Source organism: Kitasatospora sp. NPDC059088 (assembly GCF_042738155.1).
GTDB lineage: Bacteria > Actinomycetota > Actinomycetes > Streptomycetales > Streptomycetaceae > Kitasatospora.
The window spans coordinates 59,337-83,775 of record NZ_JBHYGR010000025.1 but is presented as its reverse complement, the minus strand read 5'-3'; the positions used below and the strand labels follow the sequence as shown (position 1 = coordinate 83,775).

The 24,439-nt window shown below is 74.3% G+C and carries 19 protein-coding genes and 3 pseudogenes; 9 read left to right on the top strand and 13 right to left on the bottom strand.

From position 1 onward, the window contains the following. Nucleotides 1–11 precede the first annotated feature (11 nt). Complete coding sequence (locus tag ACFWXO_RS14230; protein ID WP_380524085.1) at nt 12–1,127, top strand: alpha/beta hydrolase; 1,116 nt, start codon at nt 12–14, stop codon at nt 1,125–1,127. 45 nt (nt 1,128–1,172) lie between these two features. On the opposite strand, the gene ACFWXO_RS14225 is transcribed toward ACFWXO_RS14230, so the two are convergent. The 3 genes and pseudogenes from ACFWXO_RS14225 to ACFWXO_RS14215 form a co-directional block, all read right to left on the bottom strand. Next, entirely contained in the window at nt 1,173–1,889 is a 717-nt protein-coding gene (locus ACFWXO_RS14225; RefSeq protein ID WP_380524083.1) for a DsbA family oxidoreductase, read from the bottom strand. 92 nt (nt 1,890–1,981) lie between these two features. Continuing rightward, nucleotides 1,982–2,389: pseudogene (locus ACFWXO_RS14220) on the bottom strand (GNAT family N-acetyltransferase); the annotation flags it as partial. A gap of 321 nt (nt 2,390–2,710) precedes the next feature. Further along, nucleotides 2,711–3,157, bottom strand: a pseudogene (locus ACFWXO_RS14215) (MerR family transcriptional regulator); the annotation flags it as partial. A gap of 68 nt (nt 3,158–3,225) precedes the next feature. Here ACFWXO_RS14215 and ACFWXO_RS14210 point away from each other — a divergent pair. Further along, the gene (locus ACFWXO_RS14210; RefSeq protein WP_380524081.1) at nt 3,226–4,206 is read left to right on the top strand and encodes an oxidoreductase; all 981 of its coding nucleotides are present in this window, start codon (nt 3,226–3,228) and stop codon (nt 4,204–4,206) included. 99 nt (nt 4,207–4,305) lie between these two features. On the opposite strand, the gene ACFWXO_RS14205 is transcribed toward ACFWXO_RS14210, so the two are convergent. Next, a complete protein-coding gene (locus ACFWXO_RS14205) occupies nt 4,306–4,794 on the bottom strand; it encodes a hypothetical protein (RefSeq protein WP_380524079.1) in 489 nt (162 codons plus the stop codon). A gap of 151 nt (nt 4,795–4,945) precedes the next feature. After that, entirely contained in the window at nt 4,946–5,662 is a 717-nt protein-coding gene (locus tag ACFWXO_RS14200; RefSeq protein ID WP_380524077.1) for a chitinase, read from the bottom strand. A gap of 276 nt (nt 5,663–5,938) precedes the next feature. Here ACFWXO_RS14200 and ACFWXO_RS14195 point away from each other — a divergent pair, with 276 nt between their 5' ends. Further along, nucleotides 5,939–7,942 (top strand): tetratricopeptide repeat protein, encoded by a 2,004-nt coding sequence (locus ACFWXO_RS14195; RefSeq protein ID WP_380524075.1) that lies wholly within the window; start codon nt 5,939–5,941, stop codon nt 7,940–7,942. Between the two features lie 21 nt (nt 7,943–7,963). Here the strand turns inward: ACFWXO_RS14195 and ACFWXO_RS14190 are convergent, their stop codons facing one another. Continuing rightward, on the bottom strand, nt 7,964–8,155 hold the full coding sequence (locus tag ACFWXO_RS14190; protein ID WP_375889049.1) for a DUF6011 domain-containing protein: 192 nt from the start codon (nt 8,153–8,155) through the stop codon (nt 7,964–7,966). A 42-nt stretch (nt 8,156–8,197) separates the two neighbouring features. Between ACFWXO_RS14190 and ACFWXO_RS14185 the strand changes: the two genes are divergently transcribed. Then, a complete protein-coding gene (locus tag ACFWXO_RS14185; RefSeq protein WP_375889051.1) occupies nt 8,198–8,995 on the top strand; it encodes a TetR/AcrR family transcriptional regulator C-terminal domain-containing protein in 798 nt (265 codons plus the stop codon). Here ACFWXO_RS14185 and ACFWXO_RS14180 read toward each other — a convergent pair. After that, complete coding sequence (locus tag ACFWXO_RS14180) at nt 8,982–9,401, bottom strand: winged helix-turn-helix transcriptional regulator (RefSeq protein WP_375889053.1); 420 nt, start codon at nt 9,399–9,401, stop codon at nt 8,982–8,984. The two genes, ACFWXO_RS14185 and ACFWXO_RS14180, sit on opposite strands and share 14 nt — an antisense overlap. A 110-nt stretch (nt 9,402–9,511) precedes the next feature. Between ACFWXO_RS14180 and ACFWXO_RS14175 the strand changes: the two genes are divergently transcribed. Together ACFWXO_RS14175 and rarD are read left to right on the top strand one after the other, a co-directional pair. Next, on the top strand, nt 9,512–10,399 hold the full coding sequence (locus ACFWXO_RS14175) for an SDR family oxidoreductase (protein ID WP_380524072.1): 888 nt from the start codon (nt 9,512–9,514) through the stop codon (nt 10,397–10,399). Nucleotides 10,400–10,601: 202 nt separating this feature from the next. After that, nucleotides 10,602–11,582 (top strand): annotated as a pseudogene (gene rarD, locus ACFWXO_RS14170) (EamA family transporter RarD); the annotation flags it as partial. Here the strand turns inward: rarD and ACFWXO_RS14165 are convergent. Genes ACFWXO_RS14165 through ACFWXO_RS14155 form a run of 3 tightly spaced genes read right to left on the bottom strand, consistent with a single transcriptional unit; the run spans nt 11,532 to nt 14,871 of the window. After that, on the bottom strand, nt 11,532–12,512 hold the full coding sequence (locus ACFWXO_RS14165) for an ABC transporter permease (RefSeq protein WP_380524070.1): 981 nt from the start codon (nt 12,510–12,512) through the stop codon (nt 11,532–11,534). The pseudogene rarD and the gene ACFWXO_RS14165 sit on opposite strands and share 51 nt — an antisense overlap. Continuing rightward, nucleotides 12,499–13,542, bottom strand: a complete 1,044-nt coding sequence (locus ACFWXO_RS14160; protein WP_375889061.1) for an ABC transporter ATP-binding protein — start codon at nt 13,540–13,542, stop codon at nt 12,499–12,501. The genes ACFWXO_RS14165 and ACFWXO_RS14160 overlap by 14 nt, the downstream gene beginning before the upstream one ends. Before the next feature lie 3 nt (nt 13,543–13,545). After that, the gene (locus ACFWXO_RS14155; RefSeq protein WP_380524068.1) at nt 13,546–14,871 is read right to left on the bottom strand and encodes an outer membrane lipoprotein carrier protein LolA; all 1,326 of its coding nucleotides are present in this window, start codon (nt 14,869–14,871) and stop codon (nt 13,546–13,548) included. A 181-nt stretch (nt 14,872–15,052) separates the two neighbouring features. On the opposite strand from ACFWXO_RS14155, the gene ACFWXO_RS14150 reads away from it, so the two are divergent. After that, nucleotides 15,053–17,659: a bifunctional FO biosynthesis protein CofGH gene (locus tag ACFWXO_RS14150; protein WP_380524066.1), complete on the top strand. Its 2,607-nt coding sequence runs from the start codon at nt 15,053–15,055 to the stop codon at nt 17,657–17,659. 271 nt (nt 17,660–17,930) lie between these two features. Further along, nucleotides 17,931–19,046: an ADP-ribosylglycohydrolase family protein gene (locus ACFWXO_RS14145; protein WP_375889069.1), complete on the top strand. Its 1,116-nt coding sequence runs from the start codon at nt 17,931–17,933 to the stop codon at nt 19,044–19,046. Between the two features lie 203 nt (nt 19,047–19,249). Here ACFWXO_RS14145 and ACFWXO_RS14140 read toward each other — a convergent pair whose 3' ends face one another. From ACFWXO_RS14140 to ACFWXO_RS14130, 3 genes are all read right to left on the bottom strand, one after another. Continuing rightward, the gene (locus tag ACFWXO_RS14140) at nt 19,250–19,459 is read right to left on the bottom strand and encodes a DUF397 domain-containing protein (RefSeq protein ID WP_350505095.1); all 210 of its coding nucleotides are present in this window, start codon (nt 19,457–19,459) and stop codon (nt 19,250–19,252) included. Further along, nucleotides 19,456–20,319: a helix-turn-helix domain-containing protein gene (locus ACFWXO_RS14135; RefSeq protein WP_375889071.1), complete on the bottom strand. Its 864-nt coding sequence runs from the start codon at nt 20,317–20,319 to the stop codon at nt 19,456–19,458. Before ACFWXO_RS14135 ends, ACFWXO_RS14140 begins: the two co-directional genes overlap by 4 nt. A gap of 584 nt (nt 20,320–20,903) precedes the next feature. Continuing rightward, the gene (locus ACFWXO_RS14130) at nt 20,904–21,656 is read right to left on the bottom strand and encodes a GPP34 family phosphoprotein (protein ID WP_375889073.1); all 753 of its coding nucleotides are present in this window, start codon (nt 21,654–21,656) and stop codon (nt 20,904–20,906) included. Between the two features lie 297 nt (nt 21,657–21,953). Between ACFWXO_RS14130 and ACFWXO_RS14125 the strand changes: the two genes are divergently transcribed. Next, nucleotides 21,954–24,344 (top strand): D-alanyl-D-alanine carboxypeptidase family protein, encoded by a 2,391-nt coding sequence (locus ACFWXO_RS14125; protein ID WP_380524063.1) that lies wholly within the window; start codon nt 21,954–21,956, stop codon nt 24,342–24,344. Nucleotides 24,345–24,439 lie beyond the last annotated feature (95 nt).

Here is a 24,439-nt window from a genome sequence, read left to right as displayed (position 1 = left end):
TTTCAGCAGGTGTGAAGCTCACCGGCACTCCGTTCTTCGTCCTCGCGCTGCTCCTCCTCCCGCTCTCCGTGGGCCTGCTGATGTACCTGTGGAACCGGGTGCGCGGCCCGCAGGCCCTGCGGTTCGGGTCGCGGCTGCTGATGGTGGCCTTCGCCCAGATCACGGCGGTGACGCTGGTGTTCGTGCTGGTGAACAACGACAACCAGCTGTACGGCAGCTGGGACGACCTGCTCGGCACCGGCAACCACGTGCGCGCCGTGCCCGTGCCGCCCCCGGCGGACGCCACGGCGGCCGCGAACGCGCCCGACCAGCCCAAGGTGGTGCAGCAGTTCGGGCCGGTGGACGACAACGCCGTGCCGAAGGACGTGAAGACGACCCAGCTCAAGGGCCGGGTGTCCGGGGTGGACGGTGAGGTGCTGGTCTGGACGCCGCCGCAGTACGACGACCCGGCCTACAAGGACAAGAAGTTCCCGGTGGTCGAGCTGCTCGCGGGCTTCCCCGGCTCGTCCAGCGCCTGGTTCGGCACCATGACCGCCTCCAAGCAGCTGGGGCCGCTGATGAAGTCCGGGCAGGTCGCGCCGTTCATCCTGGTCTCGCCGCGCGTCGTGCTGCTCGGCAGCCACGTCGACACCGGCTGCGCGGACGTGCCGGGCAAGGTCAACGCCGAGACCTGGTTCGCGCGTGACGTGCCGCAGATGGTGCTGGACAACTTCCGCGCCGAGCCCGGCCCCGAGCACTGGGGGGTGGCCGGCTACTCGGCGGGCGCGCACTGCGCCGTCCGGCTCGCCCTGGGGCACCCGAACCGCTTCCACGCGGCCGTCAGCATGTCCGGCTACAACGACCCGATGGGGGAGCCCGCCTCGCTGACCGCCAAGGACGGGCACCTGCGCGAGGTCTCCAACCCGGTCTCCATGCTCCAGCACGCGCAGACGCCGCCCGACGTCGCCCTCTACGTGACGGGCAAGAAGGGCGACGGCTTCGAGGACGCCCTGGCGCTCCAGAAGAACGCCAAGGCGCCGACCACCGTCACCCCGGTGGAGGTCAACGGCCCGCACCTGACCTCCACCTGGCAGCCGCTGGTGCCGTCGGTGTTCACCTGGTTCACCCAGACCATCGGGAAGGGCTGAGGATCAAGGGCCGAGGAGCAGCAGCTGAGGACCAAGGGCCGAGGATCAACGCGGGGGCAGCTCGCAACCGTCCGGCCCGCAGGCCTCGGCGTCGCCGGACGCGCCGACCTGGACCAGCGGAGCCGGCACCCGGCTCTCCCAGGCCTGCTCCAGCGCCATGGTGAAGGTCTCGGCGGGCTGGGCGCCGGACACCCCGAGCCGCCGGTCGAGGACGAAGAACGGCACGCCCGTGGCCCCCATGGCGCTCGCCGTCGCCTCGTCCTCGCGCACCGCCTCGGCGTAGGCCTCCGGGTCGGCCAGCACCGCGGCCGCCGCCCCGCCGTCCAGCCCGGCCCCGACGGCCAGCTCGACCAGCCGCCCGGGGTCGAAGGCGGAGCGCTCCTCGGCGAAGTTGGCCCGGTACAGCGCGTCCAGCAGCTCGGCCTGCCGGCCGTGCTCGGCGGCGAAGTGCAGCAGCCGGTGCATGTCGAAGGAGTTCGCGGCGTCCCGGCCCTCGTCCAGGTACGGCAGGCCCTCGCCGCGCGCGTTCTCGGCGATCCGGGCCTCGGCGGCCTCGGCCTGCTCCAGGCTCAGCCCGTACTTGGCGGCGAGCAGCGGGATGAGCGGGCGGGCCGCGCTCGGCGCGTCGGGGTCCAGCTCGAAGGAGCGGTGGACGACCTCCACCTCCTCGCGGTGCGGGAACGCCGCCAGGGCCCGTTCGAACCGGGCCTTGCCGATGTAGCACCACGGGCAGTTGATGTCGCTCCAGATCTCCACGCGCACGGCGCCGCACTCCTTTCGTCGCGCAGGGCTGTCCCGCGTCGATACCCGGGGGAACGTGCTCCTGGACCTGAATATTTCTCGTTCTGAAATATTCAGGTCCGGGGGTCGGCGAGCGCCCGCTCGTAGCGGCTCATCCACAGGACCGGGACGTCCTCCCGCCGCTGCCCCGGCAGGCCGAGCCACCGGGCGTCGCCGCGGTGGGTGAAGCCGCGGCGCTCGTAGTAGTCGCGCAGTGAGCGGTTGTGGGAGACGCAGTCCAGGCGCAGCGCGGCCGCGCCGCGTTCGCGGGCGCGGTCCTCGGCCCAGGCGAGGATCACCCCGCCCAGGCCGCGGGCCGACCGGCGGACGGCGAGCCGGTGCACGTAGCCGGCCGTGCCGCCGACGTCCGCCCACAGTTCGTCGGCCCAGTCCAGGGTGACCGTTCCGGCGGTCTTGTCGCCGACGTCCACCAGCCAGGTCTCGCCGCGTTCGATCGCCGCGGCCACCCAGGTGGGCGGGAAGCGGTCCGGCCACTGGCGGATGCCGCGCCCGCCCAGCCAGCCGGCCGCCTCGTCCAGCACCTCCAGCACCTCGCCGGTGTCGGCCGGGGTGGCGGGCCGGAACGACACCCGGTCGCCGGCCCACTCGATCGGAGCGTTCGTCGTTGCCACAGTCCTACCGTCCTGCCGTTCGGGTGCGAAGGCCGATGCGGGATCCCCCGCCGTCCAGCGTTCCGGCTCCGCCGGTTCTTCCGGCGCCTCCGGCGGCCCCGGGGTTCCCGGTGCCTCTGGGGCTCCCAGCGGCCCCGGGGCTCCGGGTGCGGGCGGGCGGCCCGGGCGGACGGTCGGGTCCCAGAGGCCGGTGGCCTCGCCGCGCGCCAGGTGCTCGGCGTAGACGGCGGTCTTCCAGGCGATCACCGAGCGGCACTCCTCCAACACCCGGATCCGCTCGTCGACGCGCCGCTGGTGGGCGTCGAGCAGGCGCAGCCGCTCGGCCTCGTTGCCCGGGCCCCGGCGCACCAGCTCGGCGAAGTGCCGCAGCTCGGCGAGCGGCATGCCGGACTCGCGCAGCTTGACGCAGATCCGCAGCCACTCCACGTCGAAGGCGCTGTAGCGCCGGCGGCCGCCCGCGCTGCGCCGGACCGGCTCGACCAGCAGGCGCTCGCGCTCGTAGAAGCGCAGGGCGTCCACGCTGAGCCCGGTCCGCTCCGCCACCTCGCCGATGCCCAGCACCGCCCCGCCGTCCCCGGCCCCGGCCCCGTCGCCGCTCCCGCCCCCGTCATCCGCCATGCCGCCCAGCCTAGTTCGGAGGCGACGGACTTGAACTGGACCGCACTCCAGCTCCTACCGTCCTCGCCATGACCACCGATGACCAGCGGCCGCTCGGCTCGCCCTTCTCCGCCACCAGCACCGCCGAGGCCGTCACGGCCGGCCTCGACCTCTCCGGCCGGACCGCCGTCGTGACCGGCGGCGCCTCCGGCCTCGGCCTGGAGACCGTACGGGCCCTGAGCGCGGCCGGAGCCCGGGTGATCGTCCCGGCCCGCCGGCCGGAGCACGCCCGCGACGCGCTGCGCCACCTCGACGGCTGCGAGGTCGTGCCGGCGGACCTCACCGACCTCGACAGCGTGCGCGCCGCCGCCGAGCTGATCGCCGGGGCCGCCCGGCACGTCGACCTGCTGTTCGCCGTCGCCGGGGTGATGGCCACCCCGGAGCGGCGCGTCGGGCCGGGCTGGGAGGGTCAGTTGGCCGCCAACCACCTCGGGCACTTCGCGCTCGCCCGCGCGCTCCACCCGTTGCTCGCGGCGCGCGGGGCCCGGGTGGTCGTCAACAGCTCGGCCGGGCACGCCCTGACCGACATCCGCTGGCACGACCCGCACTTCCACGACGGGTACGACAAGTGGCTCGCGTACGGCCAGTCCAAGACCGCCAACGTGCTGTTCGCCGCGCACCTCGACGTGCTCGGGCGGGCGGACGGCGTCCGGGCCTTCGCGCTGCACCCCGGCAAGATCATCACCGGCCTCCAGCGGGAGCTGACGCTCCGGGAGCAGGTCGAGCGCGGCTGGGTGGACGAGCGGGGCGCGGTCGTCGGGGCGGACTTCAAGTCCCCCTCCCAGGGCGCCGCCACCGGCCTGTGGGCGGCGACCTCCCCCCTCCTCGGCGGCCGGGGCGGGCTCTACCTGGAGGACTGCGAGGTCGCCCGCGTCGCCGCCCCCGGGGACTCGATGGACGACGGCGGCGTCCGCGCGTACGCCCTCGACCCAGGTTCGGCGGCCCGCCTCTGGGACGTCTCCCTCGCCGCGACCGGAGCCGCCCCGATCACCCGTGGTCGAGCCCGCTGAGCCCGTCGAGCCTGTTGAGCCCGTCGAGCCTGCTGAGCCCGCCGAGCCTGCTGAGCCCGCCGAGCCCGCCGAGCCCGGCCGAACACGCCGAGGCGCCCGCTACAGGCAGACCCAGCAGTACAGCCGTTCGCCCGCCGCCCGCGCCCGGCGGGCGAGGGCGATCAGCTCCCCGGCCAGCGGGAGCAGATCCGTCGGATCCGCCCCGCCCCACTCCTCCGCCTCGGCCCACTGCCGGACGGCCTCCGGTATCCGGTCGTCGCGGACCTCGGCGAGCGCGTCCCGGGCGGCGTCACCGAGCTCGAACGCCCACGGGCCGGTCGCCCACGGGTCGTCCTCGTCCCAGGGCCCGTCCGGGCCGGGTTGCGGAGCGGTCGGCCAGATCGGCGTGTCCTCCACCAGGTCGACCCGCCACGGCTGCGCCAGGATCGCCGCGACGAGCTGCCCCAGCACGACGCCCGGGTCGATCCGCTTGGCCTCGACCACGTCGAAGTCCGGTCGGACGGCGGCCAACGAGCCGTCGGCCGCCGCCAACGCCCGCACCACCGTCTCCGCGTCAGGTGCGCGGAAGTAGTCCGTCAGCACGCCCATCCAGGCCGCCCCCTCGTCTCGTTGCCTGGGGGGCAGTCCAGCAGACGCCACTGACACCGTTCACTCGATCGGCTGACGCCCGGAACGGGAAGTCGGCCGGGTCGACTTCCCGTTCCACGGACGGGCCCGTCGGGCCGTCGGGCGGCGCGGGTCAGCAGGAGATGTTGCCGCCGCCGACGCTGGTGCCGAGCACGCCGACGAACTGCTTGAACAGGTTGATCCGGTCGTTGCGCTCGTCCGGGTTCTTGCCGTTGCACTCCAGGTCGCCGTTGATGCTGCGGATGGTCTCGCCGAAGCCCCGGTTGTTGACGATCGCGTCGTGCGGGGTCACGGTGCCGGCGCCCTTCTGGGTGTCCCAGAACCAGAGGCCGGTCTTCCAGGCGACGGCCGGGTCCTTCTCGACCTTGTACGGGTCGTGCAGCAGGTCGATGCCCAGGGCGTCGCCCGCGGCCTTGTAGTTGAAGTTCCAGCTGATCTGCAGCGGCCCGCGCCCGTAGTAGGCGGACTTCCCGGCCGGACAGCCGTAGGGCTGGCTGGTGTCGCAGTAGTGGCTGTAGTTGGCGGTGTTCTGCTCGACGACGTAGCGCAGCCCGCCGGTCTCGTGGCTGACGTTGGCCAGGAAGGCGGCGGCCTCGCGCTTGCGGGTGGCGTCGTCGCCGCTGGTGGCGAACTTCGGGTAGGCGCCCAGGGCGTCGGTGAGGCCCTTGTACGTGTAGAAGGAGTTCCGGTTCGGGAACATCTTGTTGAACTGGGCCTCGCTGACCACGAAGGACGCCGCGGAGGCAGGTGTGGCGACCGGTCCGGTCAGGGCGAGGGTGCTCAGCACGGCGGCTGCGGCGAGTGCGGAGAGGGTGCGGGAGAGCTTCATCGTTCCTCGTCAGGCTCGTCAGGGATGGGGCGCGCAAGGTGCTTCGCTCTCGAAGCACCGGAGCCATCGTGCTGGCCGCCAACCCCTACCTGAGCCCTTCTCAGGTCTAAACCACTCGTAAGGGTCGCATCAGAAGGGTCGTCACGGGCGGGGCAGTTGTCCGCCGCGCCCGTCGCGGGGTGATCATCGGCCAGTCATACGCACCGGATAACCTCGTCCGCGCACGAGGACCGAGGAACCAGCGAACACCGCGCGACCGCGACCGGGGGACAGGGCATGGCGCACACCGACGACGACGGCGACGAACGGCTGGCGGCCGAGGGCGAGGTGGCCGTCGCCCGGCTGGCGATCGACTCCGGCGACCTCGACCACGCCGCCGAGCACCTCGCCGACGCCATCCTCGCCGACCCCCAGCTGCCCGAACTGCACGAGGCCCTGGCCGAGTTGTGCGCCGCCACCGGCGGCCCGGCCGCGGCCCGCGAGCTGTTCCCGCTGGACGGCGAGGTCTACCTGGGCACGGTCGTCTGCCGCGCCCACGTGGAGGCCGCCGCCGGAGACTGGGACACCGCCGTCGGCCTGCTCGCCTCGGCGATCCAGTACGAGCCGGCCCGCCCCTGGGCCCACACCGCGTGGCTCGCCCGCGAGGACCTGCCCACCCTGGTCGACCCGGACGCCGTCGCCCAGGCGGTGGCCCGCGCCGCCGGAGCGCTGCCGGACCCGCTGCCCACCGAACTCGCCGACGCGGTCAGGCCCTTCGAGCGCTTCCTGCGGGCCGTGGTGGACCGCCACCCCGACCACCCGCTGCTGCTGGCGATGGCCTCCGGCCTGACCCGCCGCTTCGGCGCCACCACCCGCGCCGTCGAACTCGCCGAGCGGGCCCACCGGCTGGCCCCCGACTACCTGCCCGCCGTGATGCTCGGCAACGCCCTGCGCGCCGACGGCCGCCCCGAGCACGCGCTCGCCGTCTGGGAGGCCGAACTGGCCCGGGTCGCACCGGCCGAGGGCAACTCCAGCGGCTACCTCGCCGTGGACGTCGCCGAGCTGTACGGCTCCCTCGGCCGACCCGCCGAGGGCATGCCCTGGCTGGAGCGCGTCCTCGCCGCCGAACCCGGGCACCCCAAGGCCGGCCCCGCCCTGTACGGCCTGCGGCACGCCGTCGACGGCGAGGCGGTCCACCTGCTCGCCCTCGCCGACCACCACCGGGACCACCCCGACCACGCGTACGCCCAGGACCTGCTGGAGCGGCTCAGCCACCGGGAGTCCTGGCTCGGGATGGTCACCGGCACCACCGAGGCGACCGTCAACGTGCTGCACCAGGTGCTCGGTTCGTCCGGCGCCGGACGCGACACCGAGGTCGACTGCACCGCCTCCGCCGTCGAGCCGCCCAGCTCGGTGCTGGCCGTGCACCTCGCCCTGCCGCGCTCCACGGTGTCCTACCGCTCCGTCGGCGAGCCCGACCCCCGGCTGCCGCTGACCGAGCCCACCACCCGGATCTGGGCCTGGGACGGCACCGACCCGCGCCCGGCCGTCGCCGCGCCCGCCCCGGCGAGCGCCGACCTCGTGCGCGCCACCGCCGAGATCGTCTGGCCGACGGTCCCTGCCGCCTACGACCACGCCGTCCGGCTGGCCGGGCTCCCGCTGGACGAGCTGCTCGGCGTCCTGGTCCACCCGCCGCTGCCGCGCGAGGACGACCTCGGCCGCGCGCTGCTCGCCCACCAGCCCGAGCTGTGGGTGCGCGCCGTCCAGGCCTTCGCCTGCCTCGGCATCGCCCACCACCGCACCGACCAGCCCTGGGAGGGCTCCGAACGCCGCCGGGTGCTGCGCGACCTGCTGCTCGGCCCGGAGGACTGGGTGGTCGAGGCGGCCGGGTTCGCCCTGGTCGCGATCGGCTGGACCCACCCCGCCGCCCGCGCCGACGTCGCCGCACTGCTGCGGCAGCGGCTGCACTACAGCGCCCGGGCGAGCCGCAGCCGGGTGGTGACGATCCTGCGCTCGTACTGCGCCCTGGTGCTGGCCGCGCCGTGGGTGGAGCGGTCCGACCGCGAGCTCGCCCGGCGACTGCTGGCGGCGGCCGAGGCCCAGGACGCCCGGGACGGCGACGACGGCCGGGACGGCGGCGACAGCGCGGCCGCCGAGGACGCGAAGGGGGCCGAGGAACCCGGGGGCGCCGACGCGCCCGGCCCGGCGGCGCCCGAACCCCCGCAGCGGCGGCGACAGCGACCGGCCGAGCCGGGCCGGGCCCGCCCCGGCCTGCTCCGCCGCCTCTTCGGCCGACCGTAGGGCCCGTCCTCGAACCCCGCCCTACACGCCCGGCAGGGTCTCCTGGTCCACCTCGAACCGGGCGACCCGCTCCGCCGGGTCCCGGCACTCCGGCCCCAGCCGGAGCATCCGCGACTCCGGGTCGTGCAGCGGCCGGTGGCAGCGCCGACAGGTGACCCGGGGGCGGAGGACCTGGGCGGTGTCCGTGCCGGGAAGCGGCTCAGTGCTGGTCATGGGGAGACGGTAGCCGCCGCCTCCCGTGGGAGGATCCTCCGCATGGCCACCGACCGCAGCAGCGCCGACCGCAGCGGCGCCGACCGCAGCGGCGCCGGAGACCCGGCGCGCACCCTCGCCCTGCTCTGGGGGCTCACCGCCGAGGAGAAGCCGGGCCGCCGCGGCCCCCGGCAGGCCCGGTCGACCGGCGAGATCGCCGCCGCCGCCGTCGCCCTGGCCGACGCCGAGGGCGTGGAGGCCGTCACCATGCGCCGGGTCGCCCAGGAGCTGGGGCTGTCCCCGATGGCCCTCTACACCTACGTGCCGGGCAAGGCCGAGCTGCTCGACCTGATGCTCGACACCGTCTACGCCGCCGTGCCCCGCAGCGCCCCGGCGGACGCGGGTTGGCGGGCCCGGGCCACCGCCGTCGCGGACGACAACCGGGCGCTGTTCCGCGCCCACCCGTGGGTCGCCGCCGTCTCCACCAGCCGCCCGCCGCTGGGCCCCGGCCTGATGGCCAAGTACGAGTACGAGCTGCGCGCCCTGGAGGGCACCGGCCTGCCCGACGTCGAGCTGGACGCCGCGCTGACCCACCTGCTCGGCTTCGTCCAGACCTGCGCCCGGATGGCCGCCGACGAGCGGGCCGCCCAGCAGGACAGCGCGATGACCGACGCCCAGTGGTGGCAGGCCAACGCCGAGCTGCTGGCCCGGGTCTTCGACCCCGAGCGCCACCCGGTGGCCGCCCGGGTCGGCGCCGCGGCGGGCGAGGCGCACGGCGGCGCGTACGACCCGGACCACGCGTACGCCTTCGGCCTGGCCCGGGTGCTGGACGGGCTGGAGGCCCTGATCAGGGAGCGGTAGCCCGCCCGTCGTACTCCTCGCGCGCCGCGACCACGGCGCCCACCCGCTGCTCCGACCAGTGGGCGAGCGCCGCGACCAGCTCCGCCGCCTCCCGGCCGAGCGGGGTGAGGCTGTAGTCGACCCTGGGCGGGATCACCGCGTGCGCCTCGCGCAGCACGAAGCCGTCCCGCTCCAGCGTCTGGAGGGTCTGGGCGAGCATCTTCTCGCTGACCCCCGAGACCTGCCGCCGCAGTTCGCTGAACCGGTAGCCGCGCTCGCGCAGCGCGCCGAGGACGAGCACGCCCCAGCGGCTGGTGACGTGCTCCAGCACGCCCCGGGACGGGCACATCCGGTCGAAGACGTTCGCCGGGGGCGGCACCGCGTCGACCGGTGCCCCGCCCACCATGCGCAGGGTGCTTACCTTCATGTCAGTACCCTACTTCGAAGTGCGTACTTTCGAAAGGTTAGTGCCAGCCCTAGGGTGAGTGTCGAGGCCAGAGGCCATTCGAGGTCGGACACCATCCAGAGGAGCACCCCATGTACGTCGTCACCGGAGCCACCGGCCAGCTCGGCCGCCTCGTCGTCGAGGGCCTGCTGGCCCGGGTCCCCGCGGGCGAGGTGGCGGTCGCCGTCCGCTCCGCCGGGAAGGCGGCCGACCTGGCCGCGCGCGGGGTCGACGTCCGGGTGGTCGACTACGACCGGCCGGAGAGCCTGGCCGGCGCCTTCGCCGCCGGGGACCGGGTGCTGCTGATCTCGGGCAGCGAGGTCGGCCGCCGGATCCCGCAGCACCGGGCCGTGGTCGAGGCCGCGCGGGCCGCCGGGGTCGCCCTGCTCGCCTACACCAGCATCCCGGCCGCGGCCACCTTCCGGCTGGCCGACGAGCACCGGGCCACCGAGGAGCTGGTCCTCGCCTCCGGCCTGCCGTACGCCTTCCTGCGCAACGGCTGGTACACCGAGAACTACCTGGGCGACGCGGCCGGCACGGTCGAGCGCGGCGTGGTGCTCGGCAGTGCCGGGGACGGCCGGGTGGCCACCGCCCCGCGCCGGGACTACGCCGACGCGGCGGTCGCGGTGCTGCTGGGCGACGGCGCGGGTGGCGGCGAGGGCGAGGGCGCCCGGGGCCGGGTGTACGAGCTGAGCGGCGACACCGCCTGGAGCCTGCCCGAGCTGGCCGCCGAGCTGGCGCAGGCCTCCGGCAAGCCGGTCGCGCACCGCGACGTCACCCCGGCCGAGCACCTGGAGGTCCTGGTCGGCGCGGGCCTGCCGCAGGGCTTCGCCGAGGCGCTGGTCGACGTGGACGCGGGCATCGCGCGCGGCGAGCTGGCCGGTACTCCGGGCGACCTGGCCCGGCTGATCGGCCGCCCGACCGCCCCGCTGGCGCAGTCCGTCCGCGAGGCGCTGGCCGCCCGGTCGACCGGCGCCTGACACCGGCGCCTGACACGGGCGCCCGAAGGGCCCCTGACCGGCGCGGACACGGCGCCGCCGCCGGAGTCCGACCGGCACGGACGCCGGAGCCGTCCAGCATGCAAGCAATGTCATGACCAAAATCCGGAAACGGAGATGACAGTCCGCCCTCCCGCCCGCTACCGTCGCATCGATATTCGCGCGCGCGGGAGGGCACTCGGCCATGCCACAGACGACCCAGCAGGACAGCGGCCGAGGCCTCTGGTACGGCACGGCGGCCTACGGGATCTGGGGGATCTTCCCCCTGTTCTGGCCGCTGCTGGAGCCCGGCGCCGCCGACGACATCCTGGCCAACCGGATGGTCTGGTCGCTGGTCGCGGTGGTGCTGATGCTGGTCGCCCAGCGGCACTGGAGCTGGATACGCCCGCTGCTGCGCCAGCCCCGTCGGCTCGCCATGCTGGCCGGCGCGGCCACCGTGATCTCCGTCAACTGGGGCGTCTACATCTGGGCCGTCAACAACGGCCACGTGGTGGAGACCAGCCTCGGCTACTTCATCAACCCCCTGGTCACCATCGGCTTCGGCGTCCTGGTGCTCAAGGAACGGCTGCGCACGGTGCAGTGGACGGCCGTCGGCATCGGCGCCGCCGCCGTCGCGGTGCTCACCGCCGCCTACGGGCAGCTGCCCTGGGTCGCGCTCACCCTGGCGCTCTCCTTCGCCACCTACGGCCTGGTGAAGAAGCAGGTCGGGCTGAGCGGGCTGGAGAGCCTGGCCGCGGAGAGCGCCTTCATGTTCCCCTTCGCCCTCGGCTACCTCGTCTACCTGGAGGTCAGCGGGCGCGGCACCTTCGGGCACACGGTGGCCGGCTCGTACGGCTGGGGGCACTCCGCGCTGCTGGTGGTCAGCGGGGTGATCACCGCGATCCCGCTGCTGTTCTTCGGCGCGGCCGCCGTCCGGGTGCCGCTGACGGTGCTCGGCCTGCTGCAGTACCTGGCGCCGGTGTTCCAGTTCCTGATCGGCGTCGCGGTCTTCCACGAGTCGATGCCGCCCGCGCGCTGGGCCGGCTTCGCCCTGGTGTGGGCCGCCCTCGCGCTGCTCACCTGGGACGCGCTGCGCCAGGTGCGGGCGGACCGTGCGGGGCGGCGAAGGAACCCGTCAGGCGCTGATGTCGCGGCTGGTGAACCGGGCCCAGGCCGCCGAGCCGAACACGGCGACGTAGGCGGCCTGGAGGCCGAGGTCCTTCCACACGCCGTCCCAGTACATCGGCTCGCGCAGCAGGTCCGAGAAGCTCGTCCAGTAGTGGGTGAACAGGAACGGCCGGACCGCGTCCAGCTGCGGGAAGGCGTCCAGGATCTGCACCGTGATCACCAGCCCGACGGTCGCGGCCATCGCCGCGATGCCGCTGCCGGTGAGGGTGGAGACGAACAGCCCGATCGCCACCAGCCCGGCCAGCGAGGCGGCGACCACCCCGGCCACCAGCACCGCCCGCAGCAGGGCGTCGCCGAAGCCGATGGTGTCCCCGGAGATCAGGGTGACCTCGCCGAGCGGGAACAGGGCGGCGCCGGCGGCCAGCGCCGTCACCGCGACCGCCGCGGTGGCGGCCAGGCAGAACACCAGCCCGGCGGTGAACTTGGCGGCCAGCAGCCTGGTCCGCCCGGCGGGGGCGACCAGCAGGTAGCGCAGCGTCCCGGTGGCCGCCTCGCCCGCCACCGAGTCCCCGGCGACCACGCCGACCGTCATCGGCAGGAAGACCGGCAGCGCCACCGCCAGCGCGGTGAACACCAGGAACAGGCCGTTCTGGGTGGTCTGCGCGATGAAGCTCGGCGCGCCGCCGCCACCGCCGTGCGGACTGTCGGTGTTGAGCTTGACGATCACCCCGATCAGGACCGGCAGCGCCGCCAGGATGCCCAGCAGCACCTTGGTGCGCATCCGGCGGAAGGTCAGGTGCAGTTCGTTGCGGAACAGCGCCAGGAACCCGGACGCGGTCTGCGGCCGCCGCCCGGCCACCAGCACCGTCCCGCCCACCGTCGTCCCGCCCGCCGTCGACCGGCCCGCCGTCGACCCGCCCGCGGCCGCTCCGCCCGTGGCGGCTCCGGCCGTCGCCGTCCCGCCCGCCGAAGCCTCAGCCCGCGACATCGAAACCCTCCCCGGTCAGCGCCACGAAGGCGTCCTCCAACGTGCCCCGCTCCAGCCCGAACCCGTGCACCCGGACCCCGGCCTCCACCAGCGCCGCGCACAGCTTGGGCAGCGCCTCGTCGCCGCTCGCGCCCAGCTCGCCGTCGACCCGGCCCTCGCCGGGCACCAGCGCGCCCACCTGGTGGGCGGCCAGCACCTCGGCGGCCTGCGCCACGTCGGGGGTGCGGACCACCAGCCGGCCCTGGGCCCGGGCGGCCAGCTCGGCCACGGTGCCCTGGACGACCAGCCGGCCCCGGGACATCACGGCCGCGTGGGTGCAGACCTGCTCGATCTCGTCCAGCAGGTGCGAGGAGAGGAACACCGTGGTGCCCTCCGCCGCGACCTCCCGCACCAGCGCCCGGATCTCCCGCATGCCCTGCGGGTCCAGCCCGTTGGTCGGCTCGTCCAACACCAGCAGCTCGCGCGGCTGCAGCAGCGCCGCGGCCAGGCCCAGCCGCTGTTTCATGCCGAGCGAGTAGGCGCGGGCCTTCTTCCCGGCGGCGGCGCTCAGGCCGACCCGCTCCAGCGCCGTCCCGACCCGCTGCCGGCGGGTGCGCGGGTCGGCGGTCGGGTCGGCGGCGTCGAAGCGGACCAGGTTGTCCCGGCCGGAGAGGAAGCCGTACAGCGCCGGGCCCTCGATCAGCGCGCCCACCCGGGGCAGCACGGTGGCGACGGACTGCGGCATCGACTCGCCGAGCACGGTGGCCGTGCCGGAGGTGGGGGCGATCAGGCCCATCAGCATCCGGATGGTGGTGGTCTTGCCGGAGCCGTTGGGGCCGAGGAAGCCGAACACGGAGCCGCGCGGCACGGCCAGGTCCAGGCCGTCGACGGCGAGTTGGCCGCCGCGGAAGCGCTTGGTCAGGCCGCGGGTCCTGATCACGTCGTCGGTACGGGGGGCCTCGGGAGCGGAAGGAACGGGGGCCGGGCGCGACGCGGCGCCCGGACCCCCGGCCGACTCCGTAACGTCCCCCGTTACGGGAGCCTCGGTCATCCGTCAGTTCACCCCGGCGGCGTGCTGGAGGACCGGCAGGGTCACCGCACCGGCGAAGACCCGGCCGTCGTCGGTGAGCAGGACGTTGACGACCTTGGTGCTGATCAGGGTGCCGCCGCCGACCGGCTTGCCGAGCGACTTCACCAGCGCCTGCGGGTTCATCGACCGGCTCTGGTGCTTGCCCTGCTTGCCGTCGCCCTGCTTGCCGTCGCTCTGCGGGCCGCCGAAGGGCGCCCCGGTGCTGCTGGGCAGCTGGGTGGAGACCACGGCCGTCCAGCCCTCGCCGATCACGTTCACGCCGTCGTGGCCCTTGGCCCGCTCGCCCGCCTGGCCCTGCCCGCCGGCGGCGCCCTGGGCGCCCTGGTCGCGGGAGCCGTGCGCGCCCTCGGCCCCCGCGTCCGCCTTCTGCTCCGTCACCTTGGCGCCCTTGGGCACGGTGAAGTCGAAGGTCTTGGCGGCGGGCTTGGCGAAGGACACGTCGGTGAAGTGCACGTCCAGCACGGTGGAGCCGTCGGTGGACTTCACCACCACCGCGAGCGGCACCCCGTTGTCGGCCGCCACCGAGATCCGCACCTCGGAGATCGTCGAGCCGGCCTGGGTCGGCTTGACGCTCAGCCGGTAGGCCTTCTGCCCGGCCACGTCGGCCGTTCCGTCGACGGTGACGGAAGTGGTGCCGGCGCTCCCGGTCAGGAACTGCTTCGCGGCCTCCTGCGGGGTGGTCGGCACCCCGGTGAGCGGGCCCTTCGGCTTCCCGGCGGGATCGGCGTGATCGGCGGGACCGGCGTGCCCGCCCGGACGCCCGGTCAGGTGCAGGGCGGTGTTGGTCGAGCTGTCCCAGGCCCAGCTCTGGTCGCCGTTGCGGACCAGGGTGTAGCCGGCCATGTTCTCCATCAGGTCGACCCGCTGACGGTCCGGGCCGTCCACCGCGACCCGCAGCGTCCGGTCCCCGCCGAGCAGGCCGAGCAGCTTGGCCTGCGGGTCCGCGCCCGCGCCGCCCCCGTCGCTCCCGCCGCCGTGTCCGGCCGCCGCGCCGAGGCCGCCCGCGGCCGCGCCCAGCAGCTGGCTGGGCACCCCGAGGTCGGTGGAGACGGAGACCGTCCCGGACAGGGTCTGGGCGTCCGAGCCGAGCACCTTGGCCACCACCTGCTCGGCGGACAGCTGCGGCAGGTCCGGTGGCGAGTCGGCGGCCAGCGCCGGCACCAGCCCGACCCCGGCGGCGATCGCCGCGACCACCGCCACCGGCACCCCGACCCGCACCAGGGTGCGCCGCCGTGAGCGGTACGGCACCCCGCCGTCCGAACGGTCTTCCCCCGCCGTCCCATTGGTCATGGCGTCCTCAACTCCTCTACGAACCCGTGCGATTGGCCCTGCACCTCCATTAGAGGCCGGTACCGCCGCCACGTCATCGCCCTGCAGGGGCACTTCGAGGTGAACCTGGCGGGTACGCCGACCCTGAGACGGCCTCAGGGTTGGGTCATCCCGTCGTACCACCCTGGCGTAGGGTCGCGCCATGGACGGAACCGCAACGGACGCAAGCAACCCTCCGACCGCGAACGCCATGCGGCGCGCCCTGCGCCGCGCCCGGGACGGCGTGGCCCTCGACCCGACCGAGGCCGCCGTCCTGCTCCAGGCCAGAGGCGAGGACCTGCGCGACCTGTGCGCGAGCGCCGCCCGGGTGCGCGACGCCGGCCTGGAGGCGGCCGGCCGTCCCGGCGTCATCACCTACTCCAAGAGCGTGTTCATCCCGCTCACCCGGCTCTGCCGCGACAAGTGCCACTACTGCACCTTCGCCACCGTCCCCGGCAAGCTGCGCCGGGCCGGGCACGGGATGTTCATGTCCCCGGACGAGGTGCTGGAGGTCGCCCGGCGCGGAGCCGAACTCGGGTGCAAGGAAGCCCTGATCACCCTCGGCGACAAGCCCGAGGACCGCTGGCCCGAGGCCCGCGAGTGGCTGGACGCGCACGGCTACGACGACACCATCGCCTACGTCCGGGCCATGTCCATCCGGATCCTGGAGGAGACCGGCCTGCTGCCGCACCTCAACCCCGGGGTGCTGAGCTGGACGGACTTCCAGCGCCTCAAGCCCGTCTCCGCCTCGATGGGCATGATGCTGGAGACCACCGCCACCCGGCTGTGGAGCGAGCCCGGCGGCCCGCACTTCGGCTCCCCGGACAAGGAACCCGCCGTCCGGCTGCGGGTGCTGGAGGACGCGGGCCGCAGCTCCGTCCCCTTCACCAGCGGCCTGCTGATCGGCATCGGCGAGACCCACCAGGAGCGCGCCGAGGGGCTGTTCGCGCTGCGCAAGGTCTCCCGGGCCTACCACGGCGTCCAGGAACTGATCCTGCAGAACTTCCGGGCCAAGCCGGACACCGCGATGCGCGGCATGCCCGACGCCGAACTGGACGAACTGGTCGCCACGGTGGCCGTCGCCCGGCACCTGCTCGGCCCGACCGCCTGCCTCCAGGCGCCGCCGAACCTGGTCGACGGCGAGTACGAGCGGCTGATCGCCGCGGGCATCGACGACTGGGGCGGCGTCTCCCCGCTCACCCCGGACCACGTCAACCCCGAGCGCCCCTGGCCGCAGATCGACCGCCTCGCCGAGCGCTCCGCCGCGGCCGGCTTCGAACTGCGTGAGCGCCTCGCCGTCTACCCCGAGTACGTGCTGCGCGGCGAACCCTGGCTGGACCCGCGGGTGCTGCCGCACGTCCGCGCCCTGGCCGACCCGGCCACCGGCCTGGCGGACCCGGACGCGGCCGTCCTGGGCCGGCCCTGGCAGGAGCCCGAGGACCTGCCGGAGTCGTACGGCCGGACCGACCTGCACACCGCCGTCGACACCGAGGGCCGCACCGGCGACCGCCGGGCCGACTTCGAGGACGTGTACGGCGACTGGGAGGTGCTGCGCGAGCAGGTGCTGGCCAAGGGCGCGCCCGAGCGCCTCGCCGGGGACCTGCGCGAGGCGCTGGCGGTGGCCGCCGACGACCCGACGAAGCTCACCGACGACCACGCGCTGGCGCTCTTCCACGCCGACGGCCCGGCCCTGGACGCCCTGTGCCGGATCGCCGACGACGTCCGCAAGGCGGCGGTCGGCGAGGAGGTCACCTACTGCGTCACCCGGAACATCAACTTCACCAACGTCTGCTACACCGGCTGCCGCTTCTGCGCCTTCGCCCAGCGCCGCACCGACGCCGACGCCTACACCCTCTCCCTGGAACAGGTCGCCGAACGGGCCGCCCAGGCCTGGGAGGTGGGCGCCACCGAGGTGTGCATGCAGGGCGGCATCCACCCGGACCTGCCCGGCACCGCCTACTTCGACATCGCCCGCGCGGTGAAGGAGCGGGTCCCCGGCATCCACGTGCACGCCTTCTCCCCGATGGAGGTGGTCAACGGGGCCACCAGGACGGGCCTGTCGATCCGCGACTGGCTGCAGCGGGCCAAGGAGTCCGGCCTGGACACCATCCCCGGCACCGCCGCCGAGATCCTCGACGACGAGGTCCGCTGGGTGCTCACCAAGGGCAAGCTGCCGGCCGCGACCTGGGTCGAGGTGGTCAGCACCGCGCACGAGCTGGGCATCCGCTCCTCGTCCACCATGATGTACGGGCACGTGGACACCCCCGCGCACTGGCTCGGGCACCTGCGGCTGCTCGCCGAGATCCAGCAACGCTCGCTCGAATCCAACAGCGGTGGCGGCTTCACCGAGTTCGTCACCCTCCCGTTCATCCACACCAACGCCCCGGTCTACCTGGCCGGCATCGCCCGCCCCGGCCCGACCGCCCGGGACAACCGCGCCGTGGTCGCGATGGCCCGGCTGCTGCTGCACCCGCACATCCCCAACATCCAGACCAGCTGGGTCAAGCTGGGCGCCGAGGGCGCGGCCGAGATGCTCCGCTCCGGTGCCAACGACCTCGGCGGCACGCTGATGGAGGAGACCATCTCGCGGATGGCCGGCTCGGCGTACGGCAGCTACAAGTCGGTGCGCGACCTCCAGGCGATCGCCGAGGCCGTCGGCCGCCCGCACCGCCAGCGCACCACCCTCTACGGCGAGGTGCCCGCCGAGCGGCGGGCGGCGGCGCTCGCCTCGGACGGGCACCTGCCGGAGCTGCTGCCGGTCCTGGACTGAGGCCGGGCGCCGGGAACCCCGACCCCCGGCCGCCGTACGGGCGGCGGCCGGGCGGGACCGTACGGTCGGGGGACCGGGCGGGGCAGGGGCCGTGCGGGTAGGGACCGTACCGGCGGGGGCCGGGCAGTGGCCGGGCTGGGGCCGGGCAGGGGCGGCGGACTCCGTGGGACGCCGTCCTTCCGTTCGAACCTTCGAAGTACAGTGCCAGGGCGCGTCGGCGGCCGTGGTGTCGCACGCGGCCCCCGACCCCGACGAAAGGCGCCCCGTCGTGATGCCACTGTGGTCACGAGCCCAGCAGCAGGACTTTCGCAGCCGGGTGCGCGGCTGCCTGCTCGGCGGTGCCATCGGTGACGCGCTCGGCGCCGGCGTCGAGTTCGAGCACCTGGAGAAGATCCGGGCCCAGCACGGCCCGCAGGGCGTCACCGGCTACCTCCCCGCCTACGGGCGCACCGGCGCCGTCACCGACGACACCCAGCTCAGCCTGTTCACCGTGGACGGCCTGATCCGCGCCCACATCCGGCGCGACACCGGCAGCTGGCACCCGCCCACCGACCTGCACCTGGCCTACCTGCGCTGGGCCGCCACCCAGCGCGACTGGGGCCCGGACGAGCGCCGCCCCGACCTCGGCTGGCTCGGCCGCGAGGAGTGGCTGTACGCCCAGCGCGCCCCCGGCCAGGGCTGCCTGACCGGCCTCACCGGCCCGGACGGCGAGCGCCTCGGCACCCTGGACCGGCCCAAGAACCCGCACTCCAAGGGCTGCGGCACGGTGGTGCGGGCGGCGCCCTTCGGGCTGCTCACCACCTGGGAGCCGGGCCTGGTGTTCCAACTCGCGGTGGAGTGCTCGGTGCTCACCCACGGCCACCCCACCGGCTACCTCGCGGCGGGCGCCTTCGCGGTGATCGTCCAGGCCGTCGCCCGCGGCGGCACCCTGGAGGAGGGCGTGCACCTGGCACTGGCCCTGCTCTCCGAGCGGCACGCCCACGAGGAGACCACCGCCGCGCTGCGCGCCGCACTGGACGCGGTCCGGGCCGGCGAGCCGTCCGCCGAGCGGGTCGAGGCCCTGGGGGAGGGCTGGGTCGCCGAGGAGGCGCTGGCCATCGGGGTCTACTGCGCGCTGGTCGCCCACGACGTCCGCTCGGGCCTGCTGCTGGCCGTCAACCACTCCGGGGACAGCGACTCCACCGGTTCGATATGCGGCAACCTGCTCGGGGTGCTGCACGGCGACACCGCGCTGCCGCCGGGCCTGGTGGCCGGGCTGGAGGGGCGCGGCGCGATCCTCGAACTCGCCGACGACTTCGCCCTGGAGCTGATGCACGGCACCGAACTGCACGACCGGCAGAGCCCGGAGGGGGCCGACTGGGCGGTCCGCTACCCGGTGGCGCACTGAACGGCGGCGCTCCGGCCGACGCCTTCGTGTAGGGCGCCTTCGTGTAGGGCGCCTTGGTGAAGGGCGCGTTGGTGCAGGGCGCCTTCGTGAAGGGCGCCTTCGTGAAGGACGGCCCCCGGAACGGCAGTTGCCCGTAGCGCCGACCGCCGCCGCTCGGGGCGACGCACAGCGCTACGGGCAACTGGGCCGAGCACGGATCCCGTTCAGACCTCGCCGAAGGCCCCCGCCGCCGCAGCGGACGCGAAGGCGTTCCAGGCCTGGGTGGAGAAGCGCAGCTGCGGACCGGCCGGGTCCTTGGAGTCCCGGACCGCGACCGCTCCCGCAGCCGGTCCGGCGATCTCCACGCAGGCGCCCTGGCCTCCGCTGTGACTGCTCTTGCGCCAACGGGTTCCGTGCTCGGCGGGGGTGCTCATTCGTGGTATCCCTTTTCGATGTCGGCTATCAGCGACCGGCTCTCCGCGACACCGAGTGCGGCCGCTCTCAGGTAGTCGTACAGACCGGTATAGCGGCGCACATCGGTCTCCTTCTCCAGGTAGAGATCGCTCGTCACACCTTCGAAGTAGACAACCGTGGAATCGGCTGACTCCGGGAACTCCAGCAGGGAGAATGTCCCGGTCATACCGGGGTGGGCGCCGTGCGAGAACGGGATCACCTGGATGGTGATGTTCGGGCGCAGGCTCAGCTCCAGCATCTGCCGCAGCTGGCGGGCCATGATCTCGCGACTGCCGACCTCGCGGCGCAGCGCCGCCTCGTCTATGACGGTCCACAGGCTGCCGAGCTGGTTCTCGCCGTGGACGCGCTCCTGGCGCTTCATCCGCACCTGGACCCGGCGCTGCACCGCGATCGCGTCGGTGTCCGGCTGGGTGCCCTCGACCACCGCCTGCGCGTACTGCTCGGTCTGCAACAGGCCGGGGATGAAGGAGGACTCGTAGGCGCGGATCGAGGAGGCCTCGGCCTCCAGCCCGATGTAGACGCTGTACGGGGTCGGCATGTCGTTGAAGTCGTGCCACCAGCCGCGCTGGCGGGACTCCTTGGCCATCTCCATCAGGCTGCCGCGCATCTGCTCGTCGGCCACGTTGTACACGTCGCAGAGGTCGCGCACGTCGCGCTGGCTGATGCTGCGGCGGCCGTTCTCCAGGCGGCTGATCTTCGACTGGGAGACCATCAGGCGGCCGGCCACCTCCTCCGCCGTCATCCCCAGGCCCTCGCGGAGTTTGCGCAGCTCGGAGCCGAGGCGTCGGCGGCGCACGGTGGGATTGATGTTCGCGGACACGTCGACCTCCGGCCGAACCTCTGGTGATCGTTGGAACGGCAGCCCTCGGAACACTTCGGACATTGGGACCAACCCCCCTGACTTGGAGCAGCATGTCACCTTGGGCCAGGTCGGCGCCGGGGAATCACAGCAGCGCGGTAGAACAGATCATCGGAAAAGCGCGTCTGTGAGACAGCGGAAGCTCCCAGGTGGTAATGCGGCTCGGCGACTCGAACCGGTAGTTGCGGTGGGCCCCCACGGGCCTGCGGGAACGGCAGAGGGGCGGTCGCCGGGCGACTTGCGTCGCGGGGCGACCCCCCCTCTGTGCTCCTGGTGCTTCTCGTGCTTCCGGTGTGCCCGATGCCTCCGGCGGTGCCGGTGGTGCGGGTGGAACCGGTCGTCCTGGTGGTGCGGAGAAGTGCGAAAGGTCGTTCAGCGCCGCCGAGGGGCGCGAACGGTGCGCCGTGCGCTGCCGGGCGTTCCCTCGGACCTTCCGTCGGACGTGCCGCCGGATGTGCCGTCGGACGTGCCGTCGTCCGGGGCGTCGTCAGGGTCGTCGGACGTGCCGCCCGGGTCGTCGCCCGGTACGGGTCCGGCGGCCCGGGTCAGCGCACCCCGACCCGCGGCGCGGGGACCCGCCCGCCCGGGGACCGGCCCGTGGCACGGGCACCGGAGCGACCGGAAGCGGCCCCGGAACCGGCCCCAGGGCCCTGGGATGAACGGTTCTGCTGCGCCGGCAGACCGTTCTGCACGTCCATCACGGCATGCGCGACCATCCCGCCCAACGGGTCGTACCGGATCAGGTCGCGCAGCCGCGACCGTGAGGACCGGCCCTCGTTGCCCGGGTACAGGTGCTTGCCCAGCCCCACCGAGTGGGCGAGGGCCGCCAGCGCGGCCGTCCGCGGGTCCGGCGGCACGCCGGTGCGGATCGCGGTGTCCAGCCGCTGCTTGATCGCGGCGTTGGTGCAGTCGTCGGACGCCTGGTACCGGGTCGTCGGCAGCACCCCGCACACCTGCCCCGGCACGGCCGTGACCATGCCGCAGCGCTCCAGGTGCGCCAGGTACGTCTGCCGCAGCCCCAGCCGGGGCCCGCCGATCCAGTGCGCCGCGCGGACCGGACTGCCGCGTCGGCGCAGCAGTTCCAGTGCGTGGTCGAGGGTCGGGTCACCGGTCGGCCGTGCGAGCACGACGGCGATCCGGTCACCCTCCGGTACGATCCGTCCGGCCAGGGACAGCTCGACGAGCTGGGCCCCGGCGAGTCCGAGGTCGAGGGTCTGCGGCTGCGCCGTGGTACCCGTGGTCGGGTCCAAAGCGAGCAGCAAGAGTTCCTCGGGAACAGTTCTGCGGCTCTTGCCCATCCAAGCCTCCCCGCGTGGATGAGAGACAGGGTGACGCCTCTCACACGGGCTTGTCGAGTACGCCTCCGAATCGTGACCTTGCGGTGAAGGCGCGGAACCGGCGGCCTCGGGCCCGGCGTCTGACCCTTGAACAGACCGCGTTGCGGCCGTGCGGCGGCAATAAGCCCCGGTCGGGCGGGGTGTGCGCGGCCGGACGGCCGTCGGTGGCGGAGACTGTACAGGTACACGGGGCGGGGCGTCGGCTTCCCGAAATCGGGTCTGCCGGTGCCCCGCCGGGCGTTGAGGAGGCTGGGATACGTGGGCGAGTCCCCCGACAGGGTGCTGAGGGACGGCGAGCGGGAGCGGGACCGCGAGCGCGAACGGAAGGGCGAACGGGAGGGTGCGGCGGCTGCCGGGGCGTCAGCCGGGGCCGTCCGGTCCTCGGCCGACGCCTCGACCGAGGCCGCCGCCGACGCGTCCGCTGACGCCTCGCCCGCCGCTGGCACCGCTGCCGACACCGCCGCCGGCACCTCGGCCGACTCCTCCGTGGACGGGCCGAAGGCGGGCACCAAGGGCGGCCCGACGGTGGAGCTCCGTGTCCGGGATGTGGACAGTCGGACGACCATGCTGCGGCTGCCGACGGACGACCGCACCACCGCCCTGCGGCTGCCGGTGGACAACCGGACCACCGCGCTGCGCCTGCCGGAAGAGCTGCGCAAGCGCGCGGACGAGGGCGGTTCCGGCGGCGGCGCGCAGAAGGAGAAGGACGCGCCGGAGGCCGACGGTGAGAAGGGGAGCGCCGAGCGGACGCCCGTCGCCGACCCGCGTCTCGCCATCCGGACCGCCGCGGCGGCGGAGCCGGTCGGCAAGGTGGGCAAGGCCGACGAGGCCGGCACGGCGGACGAAGCCGACGAGGCCGACGGGCCCGATGAGGCGGCGAAGGCCGAGAAGCCGGCGGAGGCCGAGAAGCCGGAGAAGGCCGACGCGCCCGAGACCCCTGGGGCTTCCGAGACCTCCAAGGCCTCCGAGACCCCCGACGCCACCGCGCCCGTCGCACTGACCGGGAACGGGCAGCCCGGTCAGCGCTCGGGCGGGGCGGGGCAGTCGGGCCGGTCCGAGAAGCTGGAGAAGCCCGCCCCGCTCCGCACCCCCGCGGCCCCGGCGGCGCCGCCCGCCGCCGGCAGCGTCCCCGAGCCCCCGGAGCCCGCTCCGCTGCCGGAGCCGGACCCGGCCCCCGAACCGCTGCCCCGGCCGGCCCCGAAGCCGGCCCCCACCCCCGCCCCCGCGCCGACACCGCTGCCCGAGCCGGACCGGCGGCCGGTGCCGCCCGTCCCGCCGCTGCCCCGGCCCGAGCCGCTGCCCTCCCAGCAGGTGCCGCCGCGGCCGGAGCCCCGGCCGACTCCGGAGCCCCAGCCCCAGCCCTCGCCGGAGAACACCGCCGAGGCGATGGAGGTGCTCGCCACCCTCAACGCCCGCCCGGTCTCGCCGCTGCGCCGCGCGCTCAAGCGGGTCACCATCTGGACGGCCTTCCTGGCCGTGGTGCTCGGCGTGCTCGTGGTGGGCCAGCTGCTGCGCCCGCTGCCGGACCCGAAGCTGCGGATGACGACCGCGGGCAGTTTCAGCTTCGCCGGCGACCAGTTGGACCTCGCCTGGCCGGCCAAGGGCCAGTCCGCCGCCGAGGTGGTCGGCGTCGGAAGCCTGGGCACCTCGGGTCAGGAGGCGCCGGCCTCGATCGCCAGCGTCACCAAGGTGATGAACGCCTACCTGATCCTGCAGAAGTTCCCGCTCAAGAAGGGGGAGAGCGGCCCCAAGATCAAGGTGGACAAGCAGGCCGCTCAGGAGTCCGGCAACGCCGACGAGTCCCGGGTGACGCTCGTCGAGAACCAGGAGCTCACCGAGTACCAGGCGCTGGAACTGCTGATGCTGCCGTCCGCCAACAACGTGGCCCGGCTGCTCGCCCGCTTCCACTCCGGCTCCGAGGACGCGTTCGTCAAGCAGATGAACGACACCGCGGCCAAGTTCGGCATGACCAACACCACCTACGCCGACCCGGCGGGCTACAACGCGGACACCAAGTCCACCGCGAAGGACCAGCTCAAGCTGGCCGAGCAGGTCATGCAGGACGACATCTTCCGGCAGATCGTCTCCACCCCGGACACCACGTTCAACAACGTGAAGATCTCCAACACCAACAACCTGATCAACCCGAAGACCGGCGTCATCGGCGTCAAGACCGGTTCCAGCACCCCGGCCGGCGGCTGCCTGATGTGGGCCGCCTACAAGGAGATCGGCGGTGTGAAGCGGCTGATCCTCGGCGTCACCCTGGGCCAGCAGGCCACCAGCCCGAACCCCGGTGACGGCATCCTGCCGACCGTGCTCAAGGTCAGCGGCAAGCAGATCCAGGCCGCCCAGAACGGGCTGACCGGCCAGACCGTGGTGAAGAAGGGCGACGTGGTCGCCAGCGTGGACGACGGCCTCGGCGGCAAGGTCTCGGTCGTCGCCACCAACGACCTCGTGGTGCCCGGCTTCCCGGGCGTCACCGGCACCGTCACCCTGGACCCGTCCGCCCTGGGCCACAACGAGAAGGCGGGCAAGGAGGTCGGCACGCTGCGCGTGGGCGCGGGCGACAGCCGGACGGAGGTCCGGGTGGCCCTCCAGAGCGACCTGAACCCGCCGTCCATCGAGTCCCGCCTGCTGCGCCTGCTCTGACCGTCCCGGCCGGGGGGGGGGGGGCCCCCCCCGCCCCCCGCCCCCCCGGCCGCGCCCCCCCCCCCCCCCCCGCCCCCCCCCCCCCCCCGCCCCGC